Source organism: Blautia parvula (assembly GCF_020215665.1).
GTDB classification, from domain to species: domain Bacteria; phylum Bacillota; class Clostridia; order Lachnospirales; family Lachnospiraceae; genus Blautia; species Blautia celeris.
In genome coordinates, this window is record NZ_CP084061.1 from 4,789,660 (window position 1) to 4,811,511 (window position 21,852).

General features: G+C 46.9%; 26 protein-coding genes. 21 read left to right on the forward strand and 5 right to left on the reverse strand.

Features of this window, described 5'->3' with window-relative positions; all coding sequences use genetic code 11:
• Positions 1 to 39 precede the first annotated feature (39 nt).
• The 7 genes from LC508_RS21905 to LC508_RS21935 all read left to right on the forward strand — a co-directional run bounded on the left by LC508_RS21905 (position 40) and on the right by LC508_RS21935 (position 5,619).
• Positions 40 to 207, forward strand: a complete 168-nt coding sequence (locus LC508_RS21905) for a Flp1 family type IVb pilin (protein ID WP_103732463.1) — start codon at positions 40 to 42, stop codon at positions 205 to 207.
• 10 nt (positions 208 to 217) lie between these two features.
• The gene (locus LC508_RS21910; protein WP_103732464.1) at positions 218 to 1,624 is read left to right on the forward strand and encodes a DUF5702 domain-containing protein; all 1,407 of its coding nucleotides are present in this window, start codon (positions 218 to 220) and stop codon (positions 1,622 to 1,624) included.
• A gap of 24 nt (positions 1,625 to 1,648) precedes the next feature.
• Entirely contained in the window at positions 1,649 to 2,494 is an 846-nt protein-coding gene (locus LC508_RS21915) for a TadE/TadG family type IV pilus assembly protein (protein ID WP_103732465.1), read from the forward strand.
• Positions 2,495 to 2,935, forward strand: coding sequence for an A24 family peptidase (locus tag LC508_RS21920; protein ID WP_052099549.1), 441 nt, complete (start codon positions 2,495 to 2,497; stop codon positions 2,933 to 2,935).
• Between the two features lie 12 nt (positions 2,936 to 2,947).
• Entirely contained in the window at positions 2,948 to 3,373 is a 426-nt protein-coding gene (locus LC508_RS21925; RefSeq protein WP_103732466.1) for a hypothetical protein, read from the forward strand.
• Between the two features lie 61 nt (positions 3,374 to 3,434).
• The gene (locus LC508_RS21930) at positions 3,435 to 4,808 is read left to right on the forward strand and encodes a DUF6382 domain-containing protein (protein WP_103732467.1); all 1,374 of its coding nucleotides are present in this window, start codon (positions 3,435 to 3,437) and stop codon (positions 4,806 to 4,808) included.
• A 220-nt stretch (positions 4,809 to 5,028) separates the two neighbouring features.
• A complete protein-coding gene (locus tag LC508_RS21935; protein WP_033142097.1) occupies positions 5,029 to 5,619 on the forward strand; it encodes a rhomboid family intramembrane serine protease in 591 nt (196 codons plus the stop codon).
• Positions 5,620 to 5,644: 25 nt separating this feature from the next.
• Here LC508_RS21935 and LC508_RS21940 read toward each other — a convergent pair whose 3' ends face one another.
• Positions 5,645 to 6,370, reverse strand: a complete 726-nt coding sequence (locus LC508_RS21940) for a sensor histidine kinase (protein ID WP_103732468.1) — start codon at positions 6,368 to 6,370, stop codon at positions 5,645 to 5,647.
• A gap of 160 nt (positions 6,371 to 6,530) precedes the next feature.
• Here LC508_RS21940 and LC508_RS21945 point away from each other — a divergent pair, with 160 nt between their 5' ends.
• Positions 6,531 to 6,938, forward strand: coding sequence for an HIT family protein (locus tag LC508_RS21945; protein WP_033142069.1), 408 nt, complete (start codon positions 6,531 to 6,533; stop codon positions 6,936 to 6,938).
• Between the two features lie 43 nt (positions 6,939 to 6,981).
• Complete coding sequence (locus LC508_RS21950) at positions 6,982 to 7,515, forward strand: RNA polymerase sigma factor (RefSeq protein ID WP_225305407.1); 534 nt, start codon at positions 6,982 to 6,984, stop codon at positions 7,513 to 7,515.
• 1 nt (position 7,516) lies between these two features.
• On the opposite strand, the gene LC508_RS21955 is transcribed toward LC508_RS21950, so the two are convergent.
• Positions 7,517 to 8,584 carry an undecaprenyldiphospho-muramoylpentapeptide beta-N-acetylglucosaminyltransferase gene (locus LC508_RS21955; RefSeq protein ID WP_054350461.1) on the reverse strand — a complete coding sequence of 356 codons (1,068 nt, stop codon included), beginning with the start codon at positions 8,582 to 8,584 and terminating at the stop codon, positions 7,517 to 7,519.
• Positions 8,585 to 8,681: 97 nt separating this feature from the next.
• Between LC508_RS21955 and LC508_RS21960 the strand changes: the two genes are divergently transcribed.
• From LC508_RS21960 to LC508_RS22000, 9 genes are all read left to right on the forward strand, one after another.
• Entirely contained in the window at positions 8,682 to 9,641 is a 960-nt protein-coding gene (locus tag LC508_RS21960; protein ID WP_103733250.1) for a DUF4367 domain-containing protein, read from the forward strand.
• Positions 9,642 to 9,651: 10 nt separating this feature from the next.
• Positions 9,652 to 10,140 carry a DUF6147 family protein gene (locus tag LC508_RS21965; RefSeq protein WP_103733249.1) on the forward strand — a complete coding sequence of 163 codons (489 nt, stop codon included), beginning with the start codon at positions 9,652 to 9,654 and terminating at the stop codon, positions 10,138 to 10,140.
• A gap of 118 nt (positions 10,141 to 10,258) precedes the next feature.
• On the forward strand, positions 10,259 to 11,866 hold the full coding sequence (locus LC508_RS21970) for an MBL fold metallo-hydrolase RNA specificity domain-containing protein (protein ID WP_033142065.1): 1,608 nt from the start codon (positions 10,259 to 10,261) through the stop codon (positions 11,864 to 11,866).
• Positions 11,867 to 12,060: 194 nt separating this feature from the next.
• Complete coding sequence (glnA, locus tag LC508_RS21975) at positions 12,061 to 13,491, forward strand: type I glutamate--ammonia ligase (RefSeq protein ID WP_033142064.1); 1,431 nt, start codon at positions 12,061 to 12,063, stop codon at positions 13,489 to 13,491.
• A 66-nt stretch (positions 13,492 to 13,557) separates the two neighbouring features.
• Positions 13,558 to 13,830, forward strand: coding sequence for a DUF6171 family protein (locus LC508_RS21980; protein ID WP_033142063.1), 273 nt, complete (start codon positions 13,558 to 13,560; stop codon positions 13,828 to 13,830).
• 15 nt (positions 13,831 to 13,845) lie between these two features.
• Positions 13,846 to 14,229, forward strand: a complete 384-nt coding sequence (locus tag LC508_RS21985) for a DUF6483 family protein (protein ID WP_103731833.1) — start codon at positions 13,846 to 13,848, stop codon at positions 14,227 to 14,229.
• Positions 14,230 to 14,315: 86 nt separating this feature from the next.
• A complete protein-coding gene (locus LC508_RS21990) occupies positions 14,316 to 14,639 on the forward strand; it encodes a PadR family transcriptional regulator (RefSeq protein ID WP_033142061.1) in 324 nt (107 codons plus the stop codon).
• The gene (locus tag LC508_RS21995; RefSeq protein WP_103731832.1) at positions 14,626 to 15,237 is read left to right on the forward strand and encodes a DUF1700 domain-containing protein; all 612 of its coding nucleotides are present in this window, start codon (positions 14,626 to 14,628) and stop codon (positions 15,235 to 15,237) included. The genes LC508_RS21990 and LC508_RS21995 overlap by 14 nt, the downstream gene beginning before the upstream one ends.
• A complete protein-coding gene (locus tag LC508_RS22000; protein WP_103731831.1) occupies positions 15,234 to 15,467 on the forward strand; it encodes a hypothetical protein in 234 nt (77 codons plus the stop codon). Before LC508_RS21995 ends, LC508_RS22000 begins: the two co-directional genes overlap by 4 nt.
• A gap of 9 nt (positions 15,468 to 15,476) precedes the next feature.
• Here the strand turns inward: LC508_RS22000 and LC508_RS22005 are convergent, their stop codons facing one another.
• Both LC508_RS22005 and LC508_RS22010 read right to left on the reverse strand, forming a co-directional pair.
• The gene (locus LC508_RS22005; protein WP_033142058.1) at positions 15,477 to 16,103 is read right to left on the reverse strand and encodes a response regulator transcription factor; all 627 of its coding nucleotides are present in this window, start codon (positions 16,101 to 16,103) and stop codon (positions 15,477 to 15,479) included.
• Positions 16,104 to 16,113: 10 nt separating this feature from the next.
• Entirely contained in the window at positions 16,114 to 17,199 is a 1,086-nt protein-coding gene (locus tag LC508_RS22010) for a sensor histidine kinase (protein ID WP_103731830.1), read from the reverse strand.
• A 201-nt stretch (positions 17,200 to 17,400) separates the two neighbouring features.
• On the opposite strand from LC508_RS22010, the gene LC508_RS22015 reads away from it, so the two are divergent.
• Genes LC508_RS22015 through LC508_RS22025 form a run of 3 tightly spaced genes read left to right on the forward strand, consistent with a single transcriptional unit; the run spans position 17,401 to position 20,682 of the window.
• Positions 17,401 to 18,333 carry an ABC transporter ATP-binding protein gene (locus LC508_RS22015; protein WP_103731829.1) on the forward strand — a complete coding sequence of 311 codons (933 nt, stop codon included), beginning with the start codon at positions 17,401 to 17,403 and terminating at the stop codon, positions 18,331 to 18,333.
• Positions 18,334 to 18,344: 11 nt separating this feature from the next.
• Positions 18,345 to 19,484, forward strand: a complete 1,140-nt coding sequence (locus LC508_RS22020; protein ID WP_103731828.1) for an ABC transporter permease — start codon at positions 18,345 to 18,347, stop codon at positions 19,482 to 19,484.
• Positions 19,471 to 20,682, forward strand: coding sequence for an ABC transporter permease (locus tag LC508_RS22025; RefSeq protein WP_103731827.1), 1,212 nt, complete (start codon positions 19,471 to 19,473; stop codon positions 20,680 to 20,682). Before LC508_RS22020 ends, LC508_RS22025 begins: the two co-directional genes overlap by 14 nt.
• Before the next feature lie 53 nt (positions 20,683 to 20,735).
• Here LC508_RS22025 and LC508_RS22030 read toward each other — a convergent pair whose 3' ends face one another.
• Positions 20,736 to 21,845, reverse strand: a complete 1,110-nt coding sequence (locus tag LC508_RS22030) for an SLC13 family permease (RefSeq protein ID WP_033142053.1) — start codon at positions 21,843 to 21,845, stop codon at positions 20,736 to 20,738.
• Positions 21,846 to 21,852: the final 7 nt, after the last annotated feature.

Below are 21,852 nucleotides of genomic sequence, written 5' to 3' on the forward strand. Positions count from 1 at the left end.
CATAACAGGGTGAAAATATGTGGAAAGGGGGTGATAAATATGAATGTATTCAGGGAGTTTTATGAGGATGAATCAGGGATCACGGTGATTGAAATTGTGCTCGTGTTAGTGGTTCTTATAGGGCTTGTCATCATCTTTAAAAAGCAGCTTACCAGTCTGATACAGAGTATTCTGTCCAAGATCACAAGCCAGAGCAACAGTATTTAGAGAGGTTGTTATGAGACAAAAGGGAAGTATGACCATTGCCATGTGTATGATGCTCTCTGTCATGCTTGGAATCGTGGCGGCAGGCATAAAGCTCTGCAGAGAACAGTATGCCCGGGTACAGGCCGTGAATGCGGCAGATACGGGACTGTATTCTGTATTCTCCGAGTATGAGAGGGATCTTCTGGAGGATTACGATTTATTCTTCCTGGACAGCGGTTACGGCAGAGGCGCCATTGATGCTTACCATGTGGTACAGCAGATGGAAAACTCCATGGCTCTGACTCTAAAAAGCGGCATCCGGGGAAGTAGGCAGGAGAGCTGTTCCATTACAGGATACAGACTGGCCACGGATAATGCGGGGGAGGCATTCTGTGCGCAGGCGGCAGAAGCTGTCAGGGAACATCTGGGCACAGCGGCTGTCAAACGCCTGAAGGAGTATTTAGGCAATACCAAAGAGGTGACAGAACAGCAGCAGGCGCAAAAGGATGCCGGCGCGCCTCCTATGCCTGAGGTGCAGGCACCGGAGGAAACCGTACAGGAGAATACGGATGCGCCGCAGATCACCCCGGAAAATAATCCCCTGGAAATCATCAAACGAATACGGTCCATGGGGATTCTGGGTCTGGTTCTTCCGGATGATGCAGTGATTTCCGAAAAGGAAGCAGATGTTTCCGTTTTCACTTCAAACCGAAATCTGCAGAAAGGCATGGGAGATATAAAAGGCCGGGAATCCGGGGGATCTGATAAACTTTTTCTCCAGGCGTATGCCATGAATAAGCTTGGAACCTACAGGGAACCGGGAAATCCGGGAGCCCTTGACTACCAGGTGGAGTACATTGTGGGAGGCAGAGGCAGCGACAGGGAGAACCTGAAGAAGACGGTAAACAGGATTTTACTGCTTCGGGAGGCAGCGAATGCGGCGTACCTCTATACAGACCCGGAGAAGCGGGCACAGTCCGGTGCGCTGGCTGCGTCCCTGTGTACTGCGCTGCTGATACCGGAGGGTGCTTTCGTTGTGGAAAAACTGCTGCTTCTGGGATGGGCTTACGGAGAAAGTCTTCTGGATGTGCGTCAGCTCATGGCAGGCGGAAAAGTCCCCCTGGTTAAGACCGGTGCAGGCTGGCAGTTAGAGCTTTCCAATATCGGACAGATATTTACCATGCTGCAGGAGGGACAGGCAAAGAATACTTCCGGGCTGGATTATAACGATTACCTGCAGATACTGTTGTTTGCATCCTCGGGACACAGCCTGGCATTCCGCTGCATGGATATGATAGAGCAGAATATACGGCTCAAACCCGGAAAAGAAAACTTCCGTATAGACTCCTGCATGGAGTGTCTGGAGATAGAAACCCGTTTTTTAAGCCCATCGGGAAACCAATGGACAGCAGTCAGAAACTACGGATACGATATGTAAAAAGCAGAAAAGGGAGGGGAGCAGATGCCCGATGTAAAAGACAGACAAAGATGTAATAGAAAGGATTGGTACTCTCTTCAGCAAAAAGGCAGTCTGACACTGGAAAGCGCGGCAGTGCTCCCCCTCTATTTTCTGGCAATGGTGATGCTGGTCAGTATGATGGATATCTTCCGGATACAGACAATTCTGGTATCTTCTCTGAGTCAGAGTGCCAAGGAGCTGGGGATGTATGCCTACAGCATAGACGGGGAGAGCAGATCACCGGTTGGTGCCGTGACAGACGCGGCATGTATTGTTTATGCCTCAGCGGAGGTTCAGAAGAGAGTAAAAGGCGAGAACCTCACGGGAATTGTGGGAAAACAGGCAGGGATTACACTGCTGGGGTCATCATACAGGGATGGCATCGTAACATTGAAAGCAAATTATCTGTACAAAAGCCCTGTGTCGCTCTTTCCGGTTTTTCCGGTGAAGATAGAAGCTGCCGCCGCCGCACAGGCCTGGCTGGGATATAACGGGGACAAATACGGCAATACGGATGACAGTCCCGGCGGGGAGATGGTATATGTGACAGACTATGAAAGTGTATATCACACATCAGGGGACTGTACCCATATAAAACTGGCGGTAAAGCACGTGGGGATGCAGAGTGCAGTACAGGGAAGAAACGAGTATGGGGATAAATACTACCCCTGTGAAAAGTGTATGAGAGGACATGAGAAGGATGGGTTTGTATACATTACAGACAAGGGGAACCGTTACCACAGTGACAGCGCATGCGGCGGCCTTTCCCGCCATGTGCGGTTCATGAAAAAATCCGAGGCGGACAACAGAAATCTCTGTTCACGCTGCGGACAAAAACAGGGGGATTAGATGACAGAAAAGATAACAGCAGGTATTTTTCTTGCATTTATGGGGTGGGAAGATTCGAGAGGGAAAACGGTTTCTGTCCGGAAGATTCTTTTATTTTTTGCGGGCAGCCTTATCTGTACAGCCTTAAAAATAAAAGAAGTTCCGGGGGAACTGTGGGATGTATCACGGGATGTTATGCTGGGCAGTCTGCCCGGTATCTCTCTTTTGCTCTTTGGGAAACTGTCCGGCTGGGCTGTGGGCAGCGCAGATGGAATCATTGTATTGGTGCTGGGAATCTATCTGGGCTTCTGGCAGGTTTTAAGTGTACTGTCGGGCGCGTTTTTAACGGCTGTTATGGCTGCCGGATTTTTACTGGCAGTGAAGAAAAAAGACAGGAAGTATGAGATACCGTTTATTCCCTTTTTATTTGCCGGGATGATGTTTAGCATTATCACAGGATGATACAGGAGAGATATGGATAGAAAAGACAGAAAAAAATTCGTATGCAGGGGGAGTTATACGCTGGAAGCGGCCTGCATCAGCGGTGTTTGGATGCTGACAGTGTTTGCGGTTCTGCTGTTGCTGACAGGAACCATAAAAAGAGGAGTATACACAGCAAAGGCATATGAGACGGCTGTGGCAGGCAGCACGGAGGCTGTGCGCAGGCAGGGAGACGGGTTGGAAACTGCCCGGGAACGGCTTGCAGGTGAAAACGGAAATTATTCTGTAAACGGCAGCAAAAGGGAGATTACAGTCAATTATGAGGAATATGTGAAATATCCTTTTGCAGGTCTGCAGTGGCATATACAGGGCAATGCAAAAAGTAAAGTAATCCGCCCGGTGTCCTTTATCGGGAAGGTGAGAAGTGTGAGAAAATGGAAGGAAGAACTGATGGATTAAGCGGCGAGTTCCGGATGAAACAGAAAAAAGTACGGTTGTTCCGGGAAAAGGGGGAAAGAAAATGCAGGCAGAGTACAGAAGAGAGATGAATCACAGCTATCTGGTACTGAAGGCAGGCGGTGCAGTAAATCCGCAGGGATATGAGATAAAAATGCTTCTTCATAACCAGCCGCCGGGACTGCTTCCCCTCTCTGTGCGTTATATAGACGGAGAACCCCTGTTTTATTATGAGGTGACATCCAGACAAAGCATCTTTGTGATGTATGAGGCGAAGAAGTTCGGAAAGGCGGATTTGGAACAGATATTCCGGGCCGCCGCGGACATAATGGAGGGATTGGAGGAATACCTGCTGGATGTAGGAACAATACTGTTCAATCCCAAATATATTTATATGGATACAGAACGGCAGCACCTTTATTTTTGCTGCTTTCCTGCAGAACGGAATCAGGAACAGAGCGGCATATTAGAGCTTACAGAATACATCCTTCCGAAAATAGACCATAAGGATGCAGGTGCCGTTGTTCTGGGATATGGAGTATACCGGGAGAGTGTGGAGACCGGAACGGGAGCAGATGAGATTCGCAGAGAACTTAGGAAAGTATCCCGGGAATCTGTAAAAGAAGAGGAGTACAGGGAGAAAAGGGTGTGCGCAGAGCAGGAGTTCAGTGGAGAGCCGGTGATGACAGAGGAGAAGAGAAAACAGGCTCTGGATGCCTTTTTTGAGGAGGAGGAAGACGTGGAGGAAAAACATCCGCTTTTAAATGCCGTGGGGTGTATTTTTACACTGGCGGCAGCAGCCATATGTGTCTATCTGCTTCTTCATTATGAGATTGCCAATGCGCTGCAGGTCTGCATAGGAATAGTAGTGGCCGCATCGGCTGCCGCTGTGGCTTTCGTTATGTTCCGGCTGAAGAACAAAAGGGAAGAGAAAAAGAAGCAGAAGCATGAGTTGGACCGGTTAGAAGCATGGGGATGGGAGCGGGATACCGAATATGAAAGAGAAGAGGAGAGGAATACGGAAAAACAGGAAGATAACGGCAAAAAAGAGAAGGATATAAAGCCGGACGATTTTGAGTCCTGCGGACCGACGATTCTTCTCTCAGCGGGGAAACGAAATGATGAAAATGCGTGTTTGCTCTGGGAGGAGGAGGGAAATCAAAAGCGGTTTGTGCTTGATAAAGAGATTGAGATCATTGGAAAGCTAACAGCAGCGGCGGATATATGTCTGAGACATCCTGCGGTAAGCAGGATACATGGCAGAATACGCAGAGAAGAAAATGATTTTTTTATATCGGATTTAAATTCAAAGAACGGTACCCTTTTAAATGACAGAATCCTGGAACCGGAGCAGGAATATTTGCTGCATAATGGTGACAAGATAAGTATTGCGGGAACGGAGTTACAGTACCTTAATTTTCAGAATAAGAGGGCCTGAATGGCTTATTTTAAACTGCACAATTGGAAGTATATGGTTGCGTTAACCTGGGAAAGAGCTTATAATGAAGCTATGTCCTGCAGGCAGGGAGTGATGAGTGGTTTGTGGTTATCGCAGGGCTGAGAACTATATCAGATAAGAAGAAAAAGGCAGGTAGTGCATGGTGGATTACAGTTACTGGAACCAGAGGCCGGAATCCGATTTCAGACGGTTTTTACGGATGCGGAAGAGTGTTTTGATGAACACGATCATGATAGCGGTCAATGTTCTGGTGTTTCTGTTGACTGAAATAACAGGGTCATCACTGGACAGCAGGCATCTTATAAACTGGGGAGCTGCGTATACACCCTTCATAGAACAAGGGCATGAATATTATCGGCTTTTCACCTGTATGTTTCTTCATTTCGGACTGGCTCATCTGGGGAATAATATGTTGGTGCTTGCATTTCTCGGTGACAGCCTGGAAAGGGAAGTTGGCAGAATACGCTATCTTCTTATTTATCTGATTGGCGGAATCGGTGCCAGCTATATTTCTTATTACGCAGAGATAAGAGGAGGGGAGGCGGTAGTCTCCGCAGGTGCTTCCGGAGCGGTGTTTGCCGTGATTGGAGCACTGATTTATGTGGTGATGAGAAATAGAGGAAGACTGGGGAACTTTACAACAAGGCAGTTGGTATTCCTGGCTGCGCTTACACTTTATCACGGATTTACAAGTGCAGGAGTAGATAATGCAGCTCACTTTGGCGGGCTTTTATGTGGATTTGCTCTTGGGATCATTCTTTATCACGGAAAGAAAAGGCTGCCTTCATAGTGAAAGGCAGCACATTTTTGTGTGATTAGCTGATGGGTAGAACTACTTTGAATGTGGTACCTTCACCGGATTTTGATTTGAAGGAAATAGTGCCTTTGTGAGCGCTGACGATGCGCCTGCAGATAGGCAGACCGAGACCGGTACCTTCCTGTTTATGCGTGATAAACGGCTCAAACAGGTCGTCCTGATATTCAGAAGGAATACCGTTACCGGTATCCGATACCGTGAAGATGATGGATTCGCCGTCTGACTGTATGGCGCAGTAAATATGTCCTTCTGTTTCAATCGCGTCTGACGCGTTTCTTATCAGGTTGAGAAAAAGTTGACGAAGTTTAATACCGTCAGCTTTTATAACGGGTATTGGAGATAGTTTCTGCAAATCTATAGTGATATGCCGTTCATTCAAAGCCGGGGTCACAGATTCAATTACTTCGCAGAATGTATTATATATGTTGGAATTCTGCAGATTCAGTTTTTCAGAGTTATTGAAGGCGGATAATTCATTGAGAAGTGATTTTAGAAAATCCATATTCTCCATGATTTTTTGCCAGTAGTTATCCTGTATAAGTTCAGGATGCCGTCCTTCCAGTAGCTGCATAAAGCTGTTAATCAAAGTGACAGGATTTCTTATTTCATGAGAAACCTGGGAAAGCATAAACTGATGCTTCATTTTTAATTGCTGATAAAGCATCTTATAATCAGCAGTTTCGGGCATCCTGGTGCTCTGGTCAGTGCCGGATTGTATCGTCATTAGGTGTCCCCCCTGTTCTTTCTTTACGTTGATAGTGTAGCACTGTTACTGCCAAATATCAAATAATTTCATAACCTAAAAAGCGCCAAAAAACGACAAACTAATGACAGAATGCCGTCGAAATGAGCCGGCAAAAGCAGCACAGAAAGGAGAAATAAATATGTCGGATTGTATTTTTTGTAAGATTGCAAACGGCGAGATTCCGTCTGCAACGCTCTATGAGGATGAGGACTTCCGGGTCATACTGGATCTGGGACCAGCAAACAAAGGACATGCTTTAGTTCTGCCGAAACAGCACTATGCCAATCTCTATGAAATTCCGGATGAACTGGCAGGTAAAGCGATGGTGCTTGCAAAGAAAATAATCACCAGAATGAGGGATGTTCTCGGCTGCGATGGTTACAATGTTGTGCAGAACAACGGGGAAGCAGCGGGCCAGACTGTTTTCCATTTCCATATCCATCTGATTCCGCGCAGCGTTGGGGACAATGCTGGGATTACATGGACGCCGGGCGAATTAACAGAGGAGGATAAGCAGGAAATCCTTGAGAAGTTTTCAATGGATTAGACTTCAGGAAAAGGGTTGAGATGACAGAAGAAAATTTCGTGAAATCTTTCGTCAATATTATCGTTTAGTTATGAAAGCGGCATACTGCGTTTTATTTGATGCAGACCTTTCACAGGATATCTGCCAGGAAACATTTCTAAAGTTTCTGGAAAAGGTGGACACTGTGGATAAAACACGTTATGCGGAGTGGCTTACAGTCTGTGCAAGAAGAAAGGCAATTGACTTTTGCAAGAAAGCCTATCAGGTACATGAAGTAGTTACGGCTGACCGTGCCGAAAAAGAAGATACGGATAAAATGGCACAAAGGAGTGACAGCGGAGGAAAGCGCACCGGATTTTATAATGATGATATGGCGCAGATGATGGTGCACAAAGAATTTACCGGTACGATTCTGAATTCTTTAAAAGCAAAGAATACGGACTGGTATGAGATTATGGTAAGAACACATGTCATGGGAGAAAACGATGAAGAGATTGCCTGCGCTCTTGGTATCACCATAGGAAATGTGCGTACCAAGAGACACAGGATGATGGAATGGCTGAAGCAGAGATTTCAGTCAGAATATGAATCACTATGATTTATTTGTTCACGGCCTGTTCAAAAAGCCGGACGATTTCTTCAATAGAATCTGTCAGCTTGCTTTTTGACATGGCATCCGCATAAGAGGCGCGGTTTTTATAGAGGGAGTGAATGGTCTCAAGGAGTTTTTCATTTGTGATCTCTTCCTCTTCCAGAACTACACTGTAGCCCATACGTTCAAAAGAACGGGCATTCAGTATCTGGTCACCGCGGCTTGCACGGGCAGAGAGCGGAATCAGGAGATTGGGCTTTTTCAATGCACTCAGTTCACAGATGGCATTGGCGCCGGCTCTTGAAATGACAACATCCGCAAGGGCAAACAGATCGGCAAGCTCCTTTTTGATATATTCATACTGTACATAGCCTTTTGTGTTTTTTAATGATTCGTCCAGTTTTCCTTTGCCGCACAGATGGATCACCTGGAAAGTTTTAAGCAGTTCAGGAAGGACTGCACGGACGGCATCATTAACGGCTGCAGCGCCAAGACTTCCTCCAATGATCATAATAACCGGTTTGTCTTTTGTAAAACCGGTAAATTCCAGAGCCCTTTCGGGGCTTCCTTCCAGCAGTTCCTGCCGTATAGGAGTTCCGGTCAGCACAGCCTTGTCGGCTGGCAGTTCAGACACGGTCTCAGGAAAGTTGCAGCACACTTTTGTGGCAAAAGGAATGGATATTTTATTAGCCAGACCGGGTGTCATGTCAGATTCGTGGATAAAAGTGGGAATTTTCCTCCTGCTCGCCGCGATCACCACAGGCACGGTAACAAAACCGCCTTTGGAAAAGACAACATCGGGTTTTAACTGCTTCATAAGTTTTTTAGCTTCCGCAAAGCCTTTCATAACTTTGAATGGGTCAGTAAAGTTTTTGACATCAAAATAGCGTCTTAATTTACCGGATGCAATCCCATAGTAAGGGATGCCCATTTCTTCTATCAGTTTTTTTTCGATTCCTTCATAGGAACCGATGTAAGAAATGGTATAACCAAGTTCCTTTAGGCGGGGAATCATTGCAATATTGGGGGTAACGTGTCCGGCAGTACCGCCGCCGGTAAGTACGATATGTTTCATGGTGTCCTCCTGCTCATTCAAAATAATAGTTAAAAACAAATACTATAAGATAATATGATACACTTGTCAGGAAAAGTCAAGGAAAGATAGGAGTTTCATGAGTAAATTGGACGAAAAGCAAATTGAAAAAACACATAAGTCTGCGGCAGGCCAGGAAGACAAAGCGTTTGAGGAATGGGTCAGCCAAAGAGTCCTTGATGAAACCGCAGAGATGATAAACGGGTTAGAAAACGACCCGGACTTAGATGATTTTGAGCCCTCCGAGGAACTGTTCCAAAAGATAGTCGGAATAGCAAAGGAAAGGGGCCTCCTGGCCGAAGATGATGAGACAACTGAAGACGAGGCAGATGAGATTGTTGAGAAAATAGAACTTTCAGATGATGTAAAAGAAAAGGTACCTGTAGAAACCATTCCAGCTAAAGATGAAATCCATAATAACGAAAATGGAAAAGTGGTTGGGTTCACTCACCGCAAGCATATGGCAGTAAAATGGGTTGCTATGTTAGCTGTAACGCTGTTGGGAGTATTTGGGGTGTCTATGAGTAGCCAAGCAAATAGAACTTTTGTAATGCAAAAGGTAGATGAGATACTTGATAATGGTAAAAATACGGTAGTCAATAATTCGGGAAAAACGATTCAGGATGATAACAAAGATGAGGAAGTGGATAGAAAAGAAATAGAAGAAAAGTTTGAAGTTCAATTACCTTCATTTTTTTATATTCCTGATGATATGGGATATATTGATTATAGTATTGACGAAAAGGCGCAAATTGCATATTTAAGATATTCATACAAAAAAGATATTGTATGTCTTATGATAATGGCAAATTATAAAGATGCAGTTGGGATATCTAAAAATGATCAAGGGGAAAAAATAGAGAACGTTGAGAGTGATTTATCCCCCATTTCCGTAGAGCTTTGGAAGATTGAAGAGGAAGGCGATGAAAAGCCTACATACGTAGCTCAATGGGAAGACCAAAATGCATTATTTGAATTTGTTGGAAAATTTGAGGAAAGAGATATAAAGGATATCATAAAAAATATAGCAAGTGAATAAGGAGAGAATTATGAAAAAAGTATTGAAATTTGTTAATGTAATTGTATTGTGTTTTAGTTTTTTATGCCTAAATATTGTTGATGTTTATGCAGATGGATTAGATGATTTAGGTAAAGTCGTTGATGGCTCTAAACTAATAGATGAACAATATTCTGAGAGTATTGCCCAATCTTTGATAAGAGGGAATATTTTGAATCAGGGTACAACAAGAATTACAAATAACGGTGATGGAACGGCTAATATATATGGAGCCGTTTTAGGAAGTGTCACATGTGATAAACTTACATTAAAATTAACAATCCAGCAGTATAGAAATGGGTCATGGTATAATTATGGAACATATAGTGATGTTGCTTATAATACATCTACATTTTCAAGGAGCTGGGATGTAAGTGTATCAGGTGGCTATTACTATCGAGTAAAAGCAGCTTGTGTTGCCCAAAAAGGCAGTACGACAGAGAGTCAATTACCTATCACTGATGGCCTTTGGATAGGATAATAATTAATCACTACAATCAAAAATAATAAAATAATCTGAAAAGTTCTATTAAACTCCCCCCCTTTACGGTATAATGAAAGTAACCATACTTTTATATAACCGCAAAGGGGGTTCTTTTATGAAACTGACTTTTATAGGTGCGACTCATGAGGTTACGGGAAGTTGTTATTTCCTGGAGGCGGCGGGGAAGAAGTTTTTGGTGGACTGTGGAATGGAGCAGGGGCCGGATCAGTATGAAAACCAGGAGATTCCGGTGGCATTGTCCGAGGTGGATTTTGCACTGCTGACCCATGCCCACATTGACCATTCCGGCAATTTCCCGCTGGCTTATGCAAAAGGATTCCGGGGACCTATTTATGCGACAAATGCTACCTGCGACTTGTGTGACATCATGCTTCGTGACAGTGCGCATATTCAGATGTTCGAGGCTGAGTGGCGTAACCGCAAGGGACAGAGAAACGGACAGCCTGATTTTGTACCGGCGTATACCATGGAGGATGCTCTGAATGTGATCAAACAGTTTGTGGGGTGTGAATACAGCAGAAAAATCCAGATTGCAGACGGTATACAGGTAAGATTTGTGGATGCCGGGCATCTTCTGGGGTCCTCAAGTATTGAGATTTGGATAACAGAGGAGGGCGTGGAGAAGAAAATCGTGTTCTCCGGAGACATCGGCAACCTGGACCAGCCGCTTATAAAAGATCCGGAATATCTGGACAGTGCGGATTACGTGGTCATGGAATCCACCTATGGGGACAGGAGTCACGGCGAACGGCCGGACTACGCCAGGGAATTGGTGAAAATTCTGAAAAGAACCTTTGACAAGAACGGAAACGTGGTGGTGCCTTCCTTTGCTGTGGGCAGAACTCAGGAGATGCTGTATTTCCTCAGACGAATCAAAGAGGAGAATATGCTTCCGGAATACCCGTATTTTGATGTCTATGTGGATAGCCCCCTGGCTGTCCAGGCTACCAATATTTTTAAGGAGCATTATACAGACTGCTACGACGAGGAGGCTATGGCGCTTATCGAGAAAGGTATCAACCCCATTGCATTTCCGGGGCTGAAACTCTCCATAACCAGTGACGAATCAAGAGCCATCAATATGGATGACAGCCATAAGGTCATCCTGTCAGCCAGCGGCATGTGTGACGCGGGACGTATCAAGCATCATTTGAAACATAATCTCTGGAGGCGCGAATCCACCATTGTATTTGTGGGATACCAGGCAGTCGGCACGCTGGGACGCGCGCTGCTGGAGGGGGCCACGGATGTGAGGCTGTTCGGTGAGGAAATCCATGTCTGTGCCGATATCGTGAAGCTTCCGGGAATCAGCGGCCATGCGGATGACGCGGGGCTGATGCGCTGGGCGTCCTCCTTCAAGGAGAAGCCAAAGCGTGTCTTCGTGACACACGGGGATGACCAGGTATGCGATCTGTTTGCGGAAAGACTGAAAAATGAGCTGGGATACGATGCCATGGCGCCCTTCAGCGGCACAGAATTTGATATGCTGGCAAATGAGTTTGAGAAGGAAACGGTTGGAATTGTCATCAAACACGCGAAGGAGAAGGCAAAAGCCCGCAAGGCTTCCGGTGTTTATGCAAGACTTCTTGCAGCAGGACAGCGGTTAATGACGGTTATCCGTCATAATGAGGGCGGCGCAAATAAGGACCTGGCGAAGTTTGCAGATCAGATCAATTCCATGTGTGATAAGTGGGACCGCTGACTGCCGGGAAGCGGCGATAAAACTATTGTAACTGTTCAGTACCCTCACAGTTACGAGCAAAAATCCATGCAGAATCGCCTTCGGCGATGGGATTTTTGCCTGGCTGCTGAACGTGTTCTTACGGTCAGCGCGGTAAATGCGCAGACCTGCTGAATAGTTACAAACTATTTTACAAAAAGAATGGGGGATTTAAAATGAAAACAAGTGAAGACGTGAGAAAACTGTGTGAGGAAAAGCAGATCCGTATGATAGACTTTAAAATGACGGATTTAAACGGACGCTGGCGTCATGTGACAATTCCGGTGGAACGTTTTGATGATGACATTTTCGTCTATGGAATCGGTTTTGACGGTTCTAATTACGGTTATGCTCCTATAGAAAAAAGTGATATGGTATTTATTCCGGACCCGGATACTGCCACAGTAGACCCATTTGCCGAGATTCCCACACTGACTATGTGCGGAAATGTCTGCACCATAGGGGAAGATGAGAATCGGCCTTTTGACCAGTATCCCAGGAATGTGGCCCTCAAAGCAGTGGAATACATGAAGGAAGAGCAGATTGCTGACCGTATGGTGATTGGACCGGAGTTTGAATTTTATTTGCTGGACCATGTGAGTTATAATGTGACACCACAGAAGTGCAGCTACAGTATTGACACCAGGCAGGCGGAGTGGAACAGCGGCATAGACAACGGACAGAACAGCGGCTATCAGGTACCGTATCAAGGCGGCTACCACGCGGCAGCTCCCCAGGATGTGGGATACAATCTCAGAAGTAAAATGTGTATGCTTCTTGAGGACTGGGGCGTAAAGGTGAAATATCATCACCACGAGGTGGGCGGCCCGGGCCAGATGGAGATTGAGGTAGAGCTGGGCGATATGGTGGATATGGCAGATAAGACCATGATCGTAAAATATGTTCTGAAAAATGCAGCAGCCGCAGAAGGCAGAACCGTTACCTTCATGCCGAAACCCATTTACAAAGAGGCCGGAAACGGTATGCACGTGCATATGCTGCTCATGAAGGACGGGGCTCCCATTTTCTACGACAAAGACGGATATTCGGGGCTGAGCGATACAGCGCACTATTTTATCGGCGGTCTGCTCAGACATATTGCGTCCCTGTGCGCGTTTACCAACCCCTCCACCAACTCTTTCAAACGCCTCGTACCCGGTTATGAAGCGCCTGTGACCATCGGATATGCAACATCGAACAGAAGTGCTGTCATCCGTATTCCGGCTTATGCCAAGAAACCGGAGGCCAAGAGGTTTGAACTGCGCAACCCGGATGCCACAGCAAATCCGTATTATGCCTATTCCGCCATTCTCATGGCAGGCCTGGACGGAATCAGGAATAAGATAGACCCGCGCGAGCACGGATGGGGTCCGTTTGACTGCAACCTGTATTCCCTGTCCCCTGAGGAGCAGAAGAAGATACAGAGTCTGCCCCATTCCATGGGAGAGGCCCTGGACGCTTTGGAGAATGACCACGATTACCTGACAGCAGGCGGTGTCTTCCCTCAGCGTCTCATTGATATCTGGCTGGAAAGGAAGAGGAAGGAGCTGCAGGAGATCGAGCAGATTCCAAGCCCTTCAGAATTTAAATATTATTATGATCTGTAAATAGACAACATCACAGGCGGGATCCCGTTAAAATCCCGCCTGTGATAAAGGAGACGGAGGTACAGCATGGAGAACACGGGTAACCAGCCCAGGCGCTTCTGCAGAAAATGCCTTCTTCAGGACATGGATGAAGGACAGTATTTTGATGACATGCGCAGATACATAGATAATCTGGATGAAGATCTGAAGGTATCTTCACAGCTCTATGATGAGCGGCTTGCCTTCTGCAGAAAATGTGATAACTTAATAAGCGGAATGTGCAGAGTCTGCGGCTGTTTTGTGGAGATGCGCGCTGTTATGAAGAAGAACGGTTGTCCGGGGATTCCGAAGAAATGGTGAGAAGGAGGAGCCAGCATGAAGTTTGAAGAAGATTATGTCATGAGAATGATAAAGGATATGGTGAAAGCATTGGCCAGTGTTGTTTTCGGAAAGAGATTTACGGAATATGAAGTGGAGGAGGAAAAAGCCGACGACACGGATTTTCTCTACCGTGACATTATTGAGATGGCAGACAGGGGAAAGATCAACGAGGCGGAAAACATACTTCTCACGGATATGGACCGGACGGACAAAAGATACATGGAAATGGCCATGAGCTTTTATCTTCATATCAACAAATACACAGATGAGTTTCTGTCAGCCAACGGCTACAGCCGCCAGGAAATCCTGGACGGGGTGGAGGCATTGGCTGAGGCAAATGGCATCATAGGACTGGACGGACTGTCTGACGGATTATAAGTCAGATCGTCCGTTTTTTTTGTGCATATACCCCTTGACACATTATACTATGTAATGTATAGTATAATGCATAAGGAGGCGATACCATGGACACACAGCTAAAAAAAGGTTTTCTGGAATTTTGTGTTCTTGCTGCACTATACAGATCGGATTCCTACGGATACCAGATCATAAAAGACATATCCGTTTGTATTGAGATATCAGAATCGACGCTGTATCCCATATTAAAGCGTCTGGAGGCAAACGGATGCCTGGAGACATATTCTGTGGAGCACAACAGCCGACTGCGCAAGTATTACAGGATAACAGAGACAGGGAAAGAACATATCCAGGAGTTTTTAAATGACTGGCAGCAAGTGACAGACATATATGAATTTGTGAAGGGAGCGGTTGAACATGAAGAAGGATGAATTTTTAAGCAGTCTCGAACGGCTGCTGCGGAGCTTGAAAAGGGAGGAACGGAACAGATTCCTGTCCTACTACGCGGAAATGATCGAGGATTACATGGAGGACGGATGTGAGGAGGAGGATGCCGTACAGCGGATCGGAAGTCCCGGTGAGATTGCACAGGAAATCCTCTCTGACAGGGAGACGCAGCCGGCACGGCCCACACCCACATGGATGAAAATAGGTGTGATCGTTCTGCTGATACTTGGCTCACCTCTCTGGGGAAGCCTGGTCCTGGTTGCTATCTGCTGCGCACTGGCTGTTGTGATCATGGTAATGAGTGCCTATGTGATTATCTGGTGTATTCCCTTTATATTCGGGGTATTTTCTGTATCCAGTCTGGTACTGGCTGTAGTCAGTACGGTGGGTTCCGTGATAATAATGTTCCGGGACACAGCCACCGGTACGGTGCAGATGGGAGTCGGAATCCTGCTTGCAGGCATCTTTTTGGTGACAGCACTGCTTACCTTGGAACTGGGCAAGAGATTTGTAGGTGTAACGAAAAAATTCAGCAGATGGCTTGCAGGTCTGTATCAGAAAAGGAGAGGTGTCAGAGCATGAATATAAAATCATTAAAAAGTAAAATCCTTCTGGCCGGCATTATTTTCATGCTGGTCGGTACCACAGTAGGACTGATCGGTCTCGGTATGACCGGATTTGAACCGGATAGACTGATGAAATGGAAAGAGGGCAGATGGTACCAGACCGTTAATTATACGAACGGGAACTTCTGGATAGGCATCAGGCTCAAGGACGGGCGTTACATCACCAGCTTTACCACTTTTGACTGATAAATAGGATCAGTCACCCATATTTTTATAGTAAAACACGGCAAGCTGTGTCCTGTCACGCAGGCTCAGCTTGTCCAATATCGCACTCAGATAATTCCGCACAGTGCCCTCACTGAGATAGAGGCTCTGTGCGATTTCTTTGTTATTCAGGCCTTTTGCCACCAGCTCTATGACATCCATTTCCCTGTCAAGAATCCCGTATTTGCCAAGATCTGTTCTCTGCGGCTTTCCCATCATTTTAGGGATTTTCGTGACGATCTCGCTGCCGAACACACTCTGTCCGGACATGACAGAGCGCAGGGCAGGGGCAATGGTCTCAATATCCTGTTTTATCAGATACCCCTTGGCACCGATACGCAGCGCGCGGATAATATATTCGTCGTCGGAGAAGGTGGTCAGAAAAAGAATCCTGGCATCCGGGTGCTTTTCCAGTATCTCTGCGCCGGCGTCCAGCCCGGAGCAGCTTCCCATCTGAATGTCCATGAGCAGAATGTCGGGCTGTATTTCTTCATACAGGCGGACTGCCTCCTCTCCGCTGCTGCCGGAGGCGCACACCTCTATGCCCGGTTCTGCCTGCAGGATCGTTTTCAGCGAAATGCAGACAAAGGGATCGTCGTCAACAATAATAATTCTCATAAATAACACCTCACATCTGATTTTTCATGGTATGTCCCTGTTTGGGGATGGAAATAAATATGCGGAAACCGTTCTGCACCTCTGTCCTGAAAATGCCGTGAAGATCTTCCACCCGCTCCCTCATATTCATAAGCCCGATTCCCCCGGACCCTGCCGCTGCCGCCTGTGTTCCGTTATCCCGGATGATAACCTGATAGAATCCGGGATGTTCCAGTACAGACAGAGAGGCCTCCGTAGCATTGCTGTGCCGGGAGATATTGGACAGAGCCTCCCGGACAATGGCGATAATGCAGTATTTCAGTTCCTTCCGTTCAATCTCGGCACTGTAATTCAGGGTTACAGGACAAAAAGTAAATTCTTCTGCCAGCCGGGTGAGCACCATGCGCAGGTCCACAGATTCCTCATGCAGATTGTGGACGCTGCTGCGCACATTGTTCATGGCATCATCCAGTGTGGATTTGACAGCAGTAAGCTGCGCGGCCAGCTCCTTCTGTTCCTTCCATATAACCTGCATGGCACTTATTTGGAAGAGGGAGCGTGTCAGGAGGTGCCCCACATTGTCATGGATTTCCCGGGCGATCCTGTTTCGCTCTGTCAGAGTCGCAAGCTGGATCTCATACTCCTGCTTTTCCAGAAGCTCCTTGTTTTTCTGTTCCAGATGCAGAGATTCCTCCCGGGTGCTGTCCTGGGAGAGATGGAACTGTGCCATCATATTTTCATATTCCATGGTCAGCCGGGACAGATACAGCGCCAGCACCCCTGTGAACAGAAAGAGGAAAAATGCCGGCAGTGTGAAGTTATGAAAATGATACAGGTATAAAGGCACCCATGCGAACCGCAGGTACCATTTCCCGGATCTCTCACAGTCGTAGAAAAACAGCGGGAGAAACAATGCCAGTTCAGGAAGGAAGAGGGAGAGCACAAGACACCCGCCGCAGAGATATTCCAGCGGCCGTTCCCTGTCAAAATAGGAAATGAGGGCAGATACGCTGACGGATAAAAGCAGCAGGGAGATAAGGGAAATATCCACAGGCTGCCCGATGAGATTCATGGTACAGAATAAGAAAATAAAACACTTGTTCAACAGCTCTCTCATATATCCCCCTCCTCTTTGCAGACCCGCTCACTTCTGTGCTTGTATTTAGAGTGTATCACAGGAATGGGCAAAAAGTAAGGTGCAGCAGGAAGAAATGACAAATGTCATGTACAGAGGCCTGTATTCATGACAACGCTCACTGTCCCCAGCAGCAGATACCTGTTAGAATGAAGTCAGATAAGAAAAAGGGAGGATTAACCTATGATCATAGAAGTGAACAATCTCGTAAAACGATATAAAGACCTGGTAGCCCTGGACCATTTTGAGCTTCATGTTGAACAGGGTGAGATATACGGCCTGCTCGGGCCAAACGGCAGCGGCAAGACTACAGCGATCAACTGTATGCTGTCTCTGCTGAAATACGACAGAGGGGAGATCCGGCTTTTCGGTGAACCCATGGCACCGGACAACCGGGCAGTAAAGCAGCGGATTGGCGTTGTCATGCAAAATGTGGCGGTTTTCAGCGAACTGACTGTATATGAAAATATAGACTATTTCTGCGGCATGTATGTCCCTGAAAAGACAAAGCGGAAAGCCCTGGTCGAGGAAGCTCTGGAATTTACGGATCTGAAAGACTTCAGAAAGTTTCTGCCCAGAAAGTTAAGCGGCGGTCTTTTAAGGCGTCTGAACATTGCATGCGGCATAGCACACAAGCCGGAGCTGATCTTTATGGATGAGCCGACAGTGGCCGTTGACCCCCAGAGCAGAAACAGCATTCTGGAAGGCATCAAAAAGCTGAATAAGAACGGCGCTACCATTATTTACACCACACATTACATGGAAGAGGTGGAGCAGATATGTTCTCGCATCATGATCATGGATAAGGGCAGGGAAATCGCCTCCGGCACAAAGGAGGAGCTGAAAGGCCTCATCCGCACAGGGGAGAAGATAACTGTGGAGGTGTCCGAGCTGGCACCGGATATCCTGGAAAAAATCCGGAAAGCAGAGGGGGTCCTTAACGCGGAATATGAGGGAAATCTTCTTCAGGTACAGTGTGAGAGCGGCGGTCACAGCCTTATTACGCTGCTGGATATCCTCAAAAAGAATAAAATCTATTTCGGCAGAATATTCTCAGAGCCGCCGACCTTAAATGATGTCTTTCTGGAAATTACGGGAAAAGAGCTGAGGGATTAGGAGGGATATATATGTTCTGGAATATTTACAGCAAACGTTTACTGAGCTGCTTACGGAACAGAGACCAGCTTATATGGATTTGGGCCTTTCCGCTGATTCTGGCCACTCTGTTTTATTTTACCCTGTCATCCGTGGGGGAGGCAGATAATCTGAAAGCCATACCCACAGGTGTGGTCACAGACGCGGCATATGAGGCGGACCCCATGTTCGGCCAGGTGCTTGATCAGGTGGGCAGCGGGGAGGATGCACTTCTTAACATAACGGAATACACCCGGGAGAATGAGGCGGACAGAGACCTGGAGACAGGCAAGATCGCCGGATATATCCTGCTTCAGGACAATACCCCGAAGCTTATGGTAAAGCAAGACGGAATGAACCAGACCATACTGAAGAGCTTTCTAGACCGCTATGTGCAGACAGAGGGAAATATAAAGGCGATTATGGAGAAAAATCCGGACTACAATCTTAACTGGGAGGAGATCATGGGCGGGGCTTCCCTGACAGAGAATATGTCACTCTCCTCACAGCCCTATTCCCCCATCCTGAATCCTTACTACGGCCTGATAGCAATGGTATGCATGTACGGTGGGATGCAGGGCCTTATGAGCATCACCTATCTGCAGGGGAACCTCTCCCCTCTCGGAGCCAGACGTATGATGGCGCCTCTTAGCAGGATCCGGGTGATCTTCTGTGATATGACAGGAAGCATAACCGTGCATATGATGAGCCTGCTGTTTCTTCTGTTTTACATTACAGTGATTCTGAAGGTGGACTTTGGAAACAAGCTGCCGCTTCTTGTTCTGACCTGTTTTGTTGGCTCCATTCTGGGCGTAGCATTCGGCACGGCGGTCAGTTGTCTGTCAAAGCTGGGAGAGAGCATGAAGGTGGGCATACTGGTATCTGTTACCATGCTCTGCTGCTTCGGTGCAGGTATGATGGAATCCAGTATGAAGTACCTGATAGACCAGAAGTTTCCGGTCATCTCCTGGCTGAACCCTGCAGCGAGAATTTCGGATGCATTATACTGTCTGTATTATTTTGACGACTATCAGAGATACGGTCAGAATATAGCGGTGATCATGGCTATGTCGGCTGTTCTGCTGCTGTTGTCAGGCGTATCATTAAGGAGGCAGAGTTATGAGAGTATTTAAGGCGTGTCTTTTGGTAATAAAGCGCAGAATGGTTACATTTGCCACCTATTTCGCTATATTTATCGGCCTGTCCATTCTGCTTTCACAGTTTTCTAAGGAGAGCTTTAACAGCGGATTTGAGGAGAACCGTCCGGAATTTACCGTGATAAACAGGGACGGGGAAACCCCATACACGGAAAAAATGATGGATTTTCTGAAGGAACACGGAACCTATGTGCCCCTGGAGGATAGTATGGAGGCCCTCAAGGATGCCAGGTTCAACGACGCAGTCAGTTATATCCTCATTATACCGGAGGGATTCCAGGATGCCCTGCAGAAGGATAAACCCATAAAGCTCCTGGAAAATATGACACAGAATTCCGCGTCAGGCTATCAGATGAGTAGTTATGTCAACCAATATTGGAATTATATAAGAACATGGGAAAAAATAGGGGGGAATCCTGACAAAGAGAAGACAGCAGATAAAGTTCTGGAACTGCTGGGAACCGGCGCTAAGGTGGAAAAACGCCAGTATCTGAAAACGCAGCCCGTATCTGCCGGTTATCAGGCCCAGTATCAGGTGGCGCCGTATATCATACTTGTCATCTGTGTACTCTGCATCACATCTATTTTTCTCAGTTTCCAGCGCTCAGATATCAGGATGAGAAATATGTGCGGGCCTTTGAAACCATTCACACGGCTGTGGCAGATGGGGCTGGGATGTGCCAGCGTGGGGATCGTATTTTGGATACTGCTCACCATAGCCGGGTTTATCATATATTATGACTCGGTGAAGGAAATGGATATCAGAATAACCGCACTGATCCTTCTGAACAGCTTTGTCATGCTTCTGTTAGCCATGGCGATTTCTGTGCTGGCTGCGCTCTTTGTGAGAGATGCCAACACCCAGAACGCTGTTGCCAATATACTGGCACTGGGCCTGTCATTTCTTGGAGGAGCCTTTGTGCCTACCAGCATTATGGGGGAAAGCGTGCTGAAGTTTGCAAAATGCCTGCCTGTGTACTGGTATGAAGAATGTCTGAACGAGATCAGCGGTCTTACCGGCTTCGGTATGGAGAACCTGATGCCTGTGTGGAAATGCATGGGGATATTGATGGGATTTACCGCAGCCGTCCTCTGTATCACTTTAGCTGTCAATAAGCAGAAGAGCGGCGCTGAGGAGTCCTTTGGAAGCAACAAGACGGAAATAGAATTATAGCCTCTAAGCGGGCATTTTGAAACAGCCGGAGTTCAGCGATGAAGTCCGGCTGTTTAAAGGATACAGGCAGCCGCCAGAAGAAGGAGCAGCCCGCCCGCATTCAGGGAAAGGAACAGCAGCAGGTAGGATTTTAAATCAGCCTGTTCTGTTTTCAGATAAAATTTCAGGGATATAAGGCTTGCAAGGGAGGCAATGGGAGTTCCCAGGCCTCCCAGATTTGTTCCCAGAAGGAGGGCCTTCCAGTTCTCCGTGAAAGAGGACAACAGTACAGCAGCAGGCACATTGCTGATAACCTGGCTGGAAAGTACAGCAGTCAGCATCCCGTTTTTTTCCATCAGTCCGGACAAAAAGGCACGCACTGCCTCCATCCTTCCCAGATTTCCGGAAAAGATAAAAAAGCAGATAAAAGTGGCAAGCAGAAAATAATCCACACTCCGAAACAGATCCCTGGAAAAAAGCAGCATACATGCAAGCACACACAGGGTCAGAACCTGATAAGACAGAACATGGAAGATGGTCAGCAGACACATAAGGAAAAGTACGGCAAAGACAGCCAGAAGCCGCGGCTGTTCCAGCGGTGAAGACTCCTTAAAATAAACCCTTATGGGTTCCCTGCGCACAAAGCAGATACAGAACAGAAGCAGCACCAGACTGATAGCGGCAAAGGGGAGCATGGTAAGGAAAAAGCTGCCCATCCCCAGGTCATATCTGGAACAGAGGTAAAGATTCTGCGGATTACCTGGCGGAGTTGCCATACTTCCCAGATTGGCGGCAATGGTCTGCAGCACAATGACAGGTGAGGTATACCTGTCCTGTTTTATTATATGCAGCACCAGTATGGTGAACGGGACAAAGGTGAGGAGCGCCACATCGTTTGTGATCACCATGGAGCTGAAGAAGGGGAGCAGGACCAGAACCAGTGCAAGTCCCCGCATGTGGTTCTGTGCTCCCAGAAGCTTTTCCGCCATTATACGGAAAATACCGCATTTCTGAAAGCCTGCCGTCACTGCCATGAGACAGAACAGAAGGCAGAGGGTACGAAGGTCTATGTAACCTGCATAAGCTTTATCCGGCTTCACGGCAAGCATGGAGAGCAGGGCAAAAAGGAGAGAGATGCAGAATACAGTCTCTCCCCTGATGAGTTTTTGAAAATAAGATTTCATATTTCAG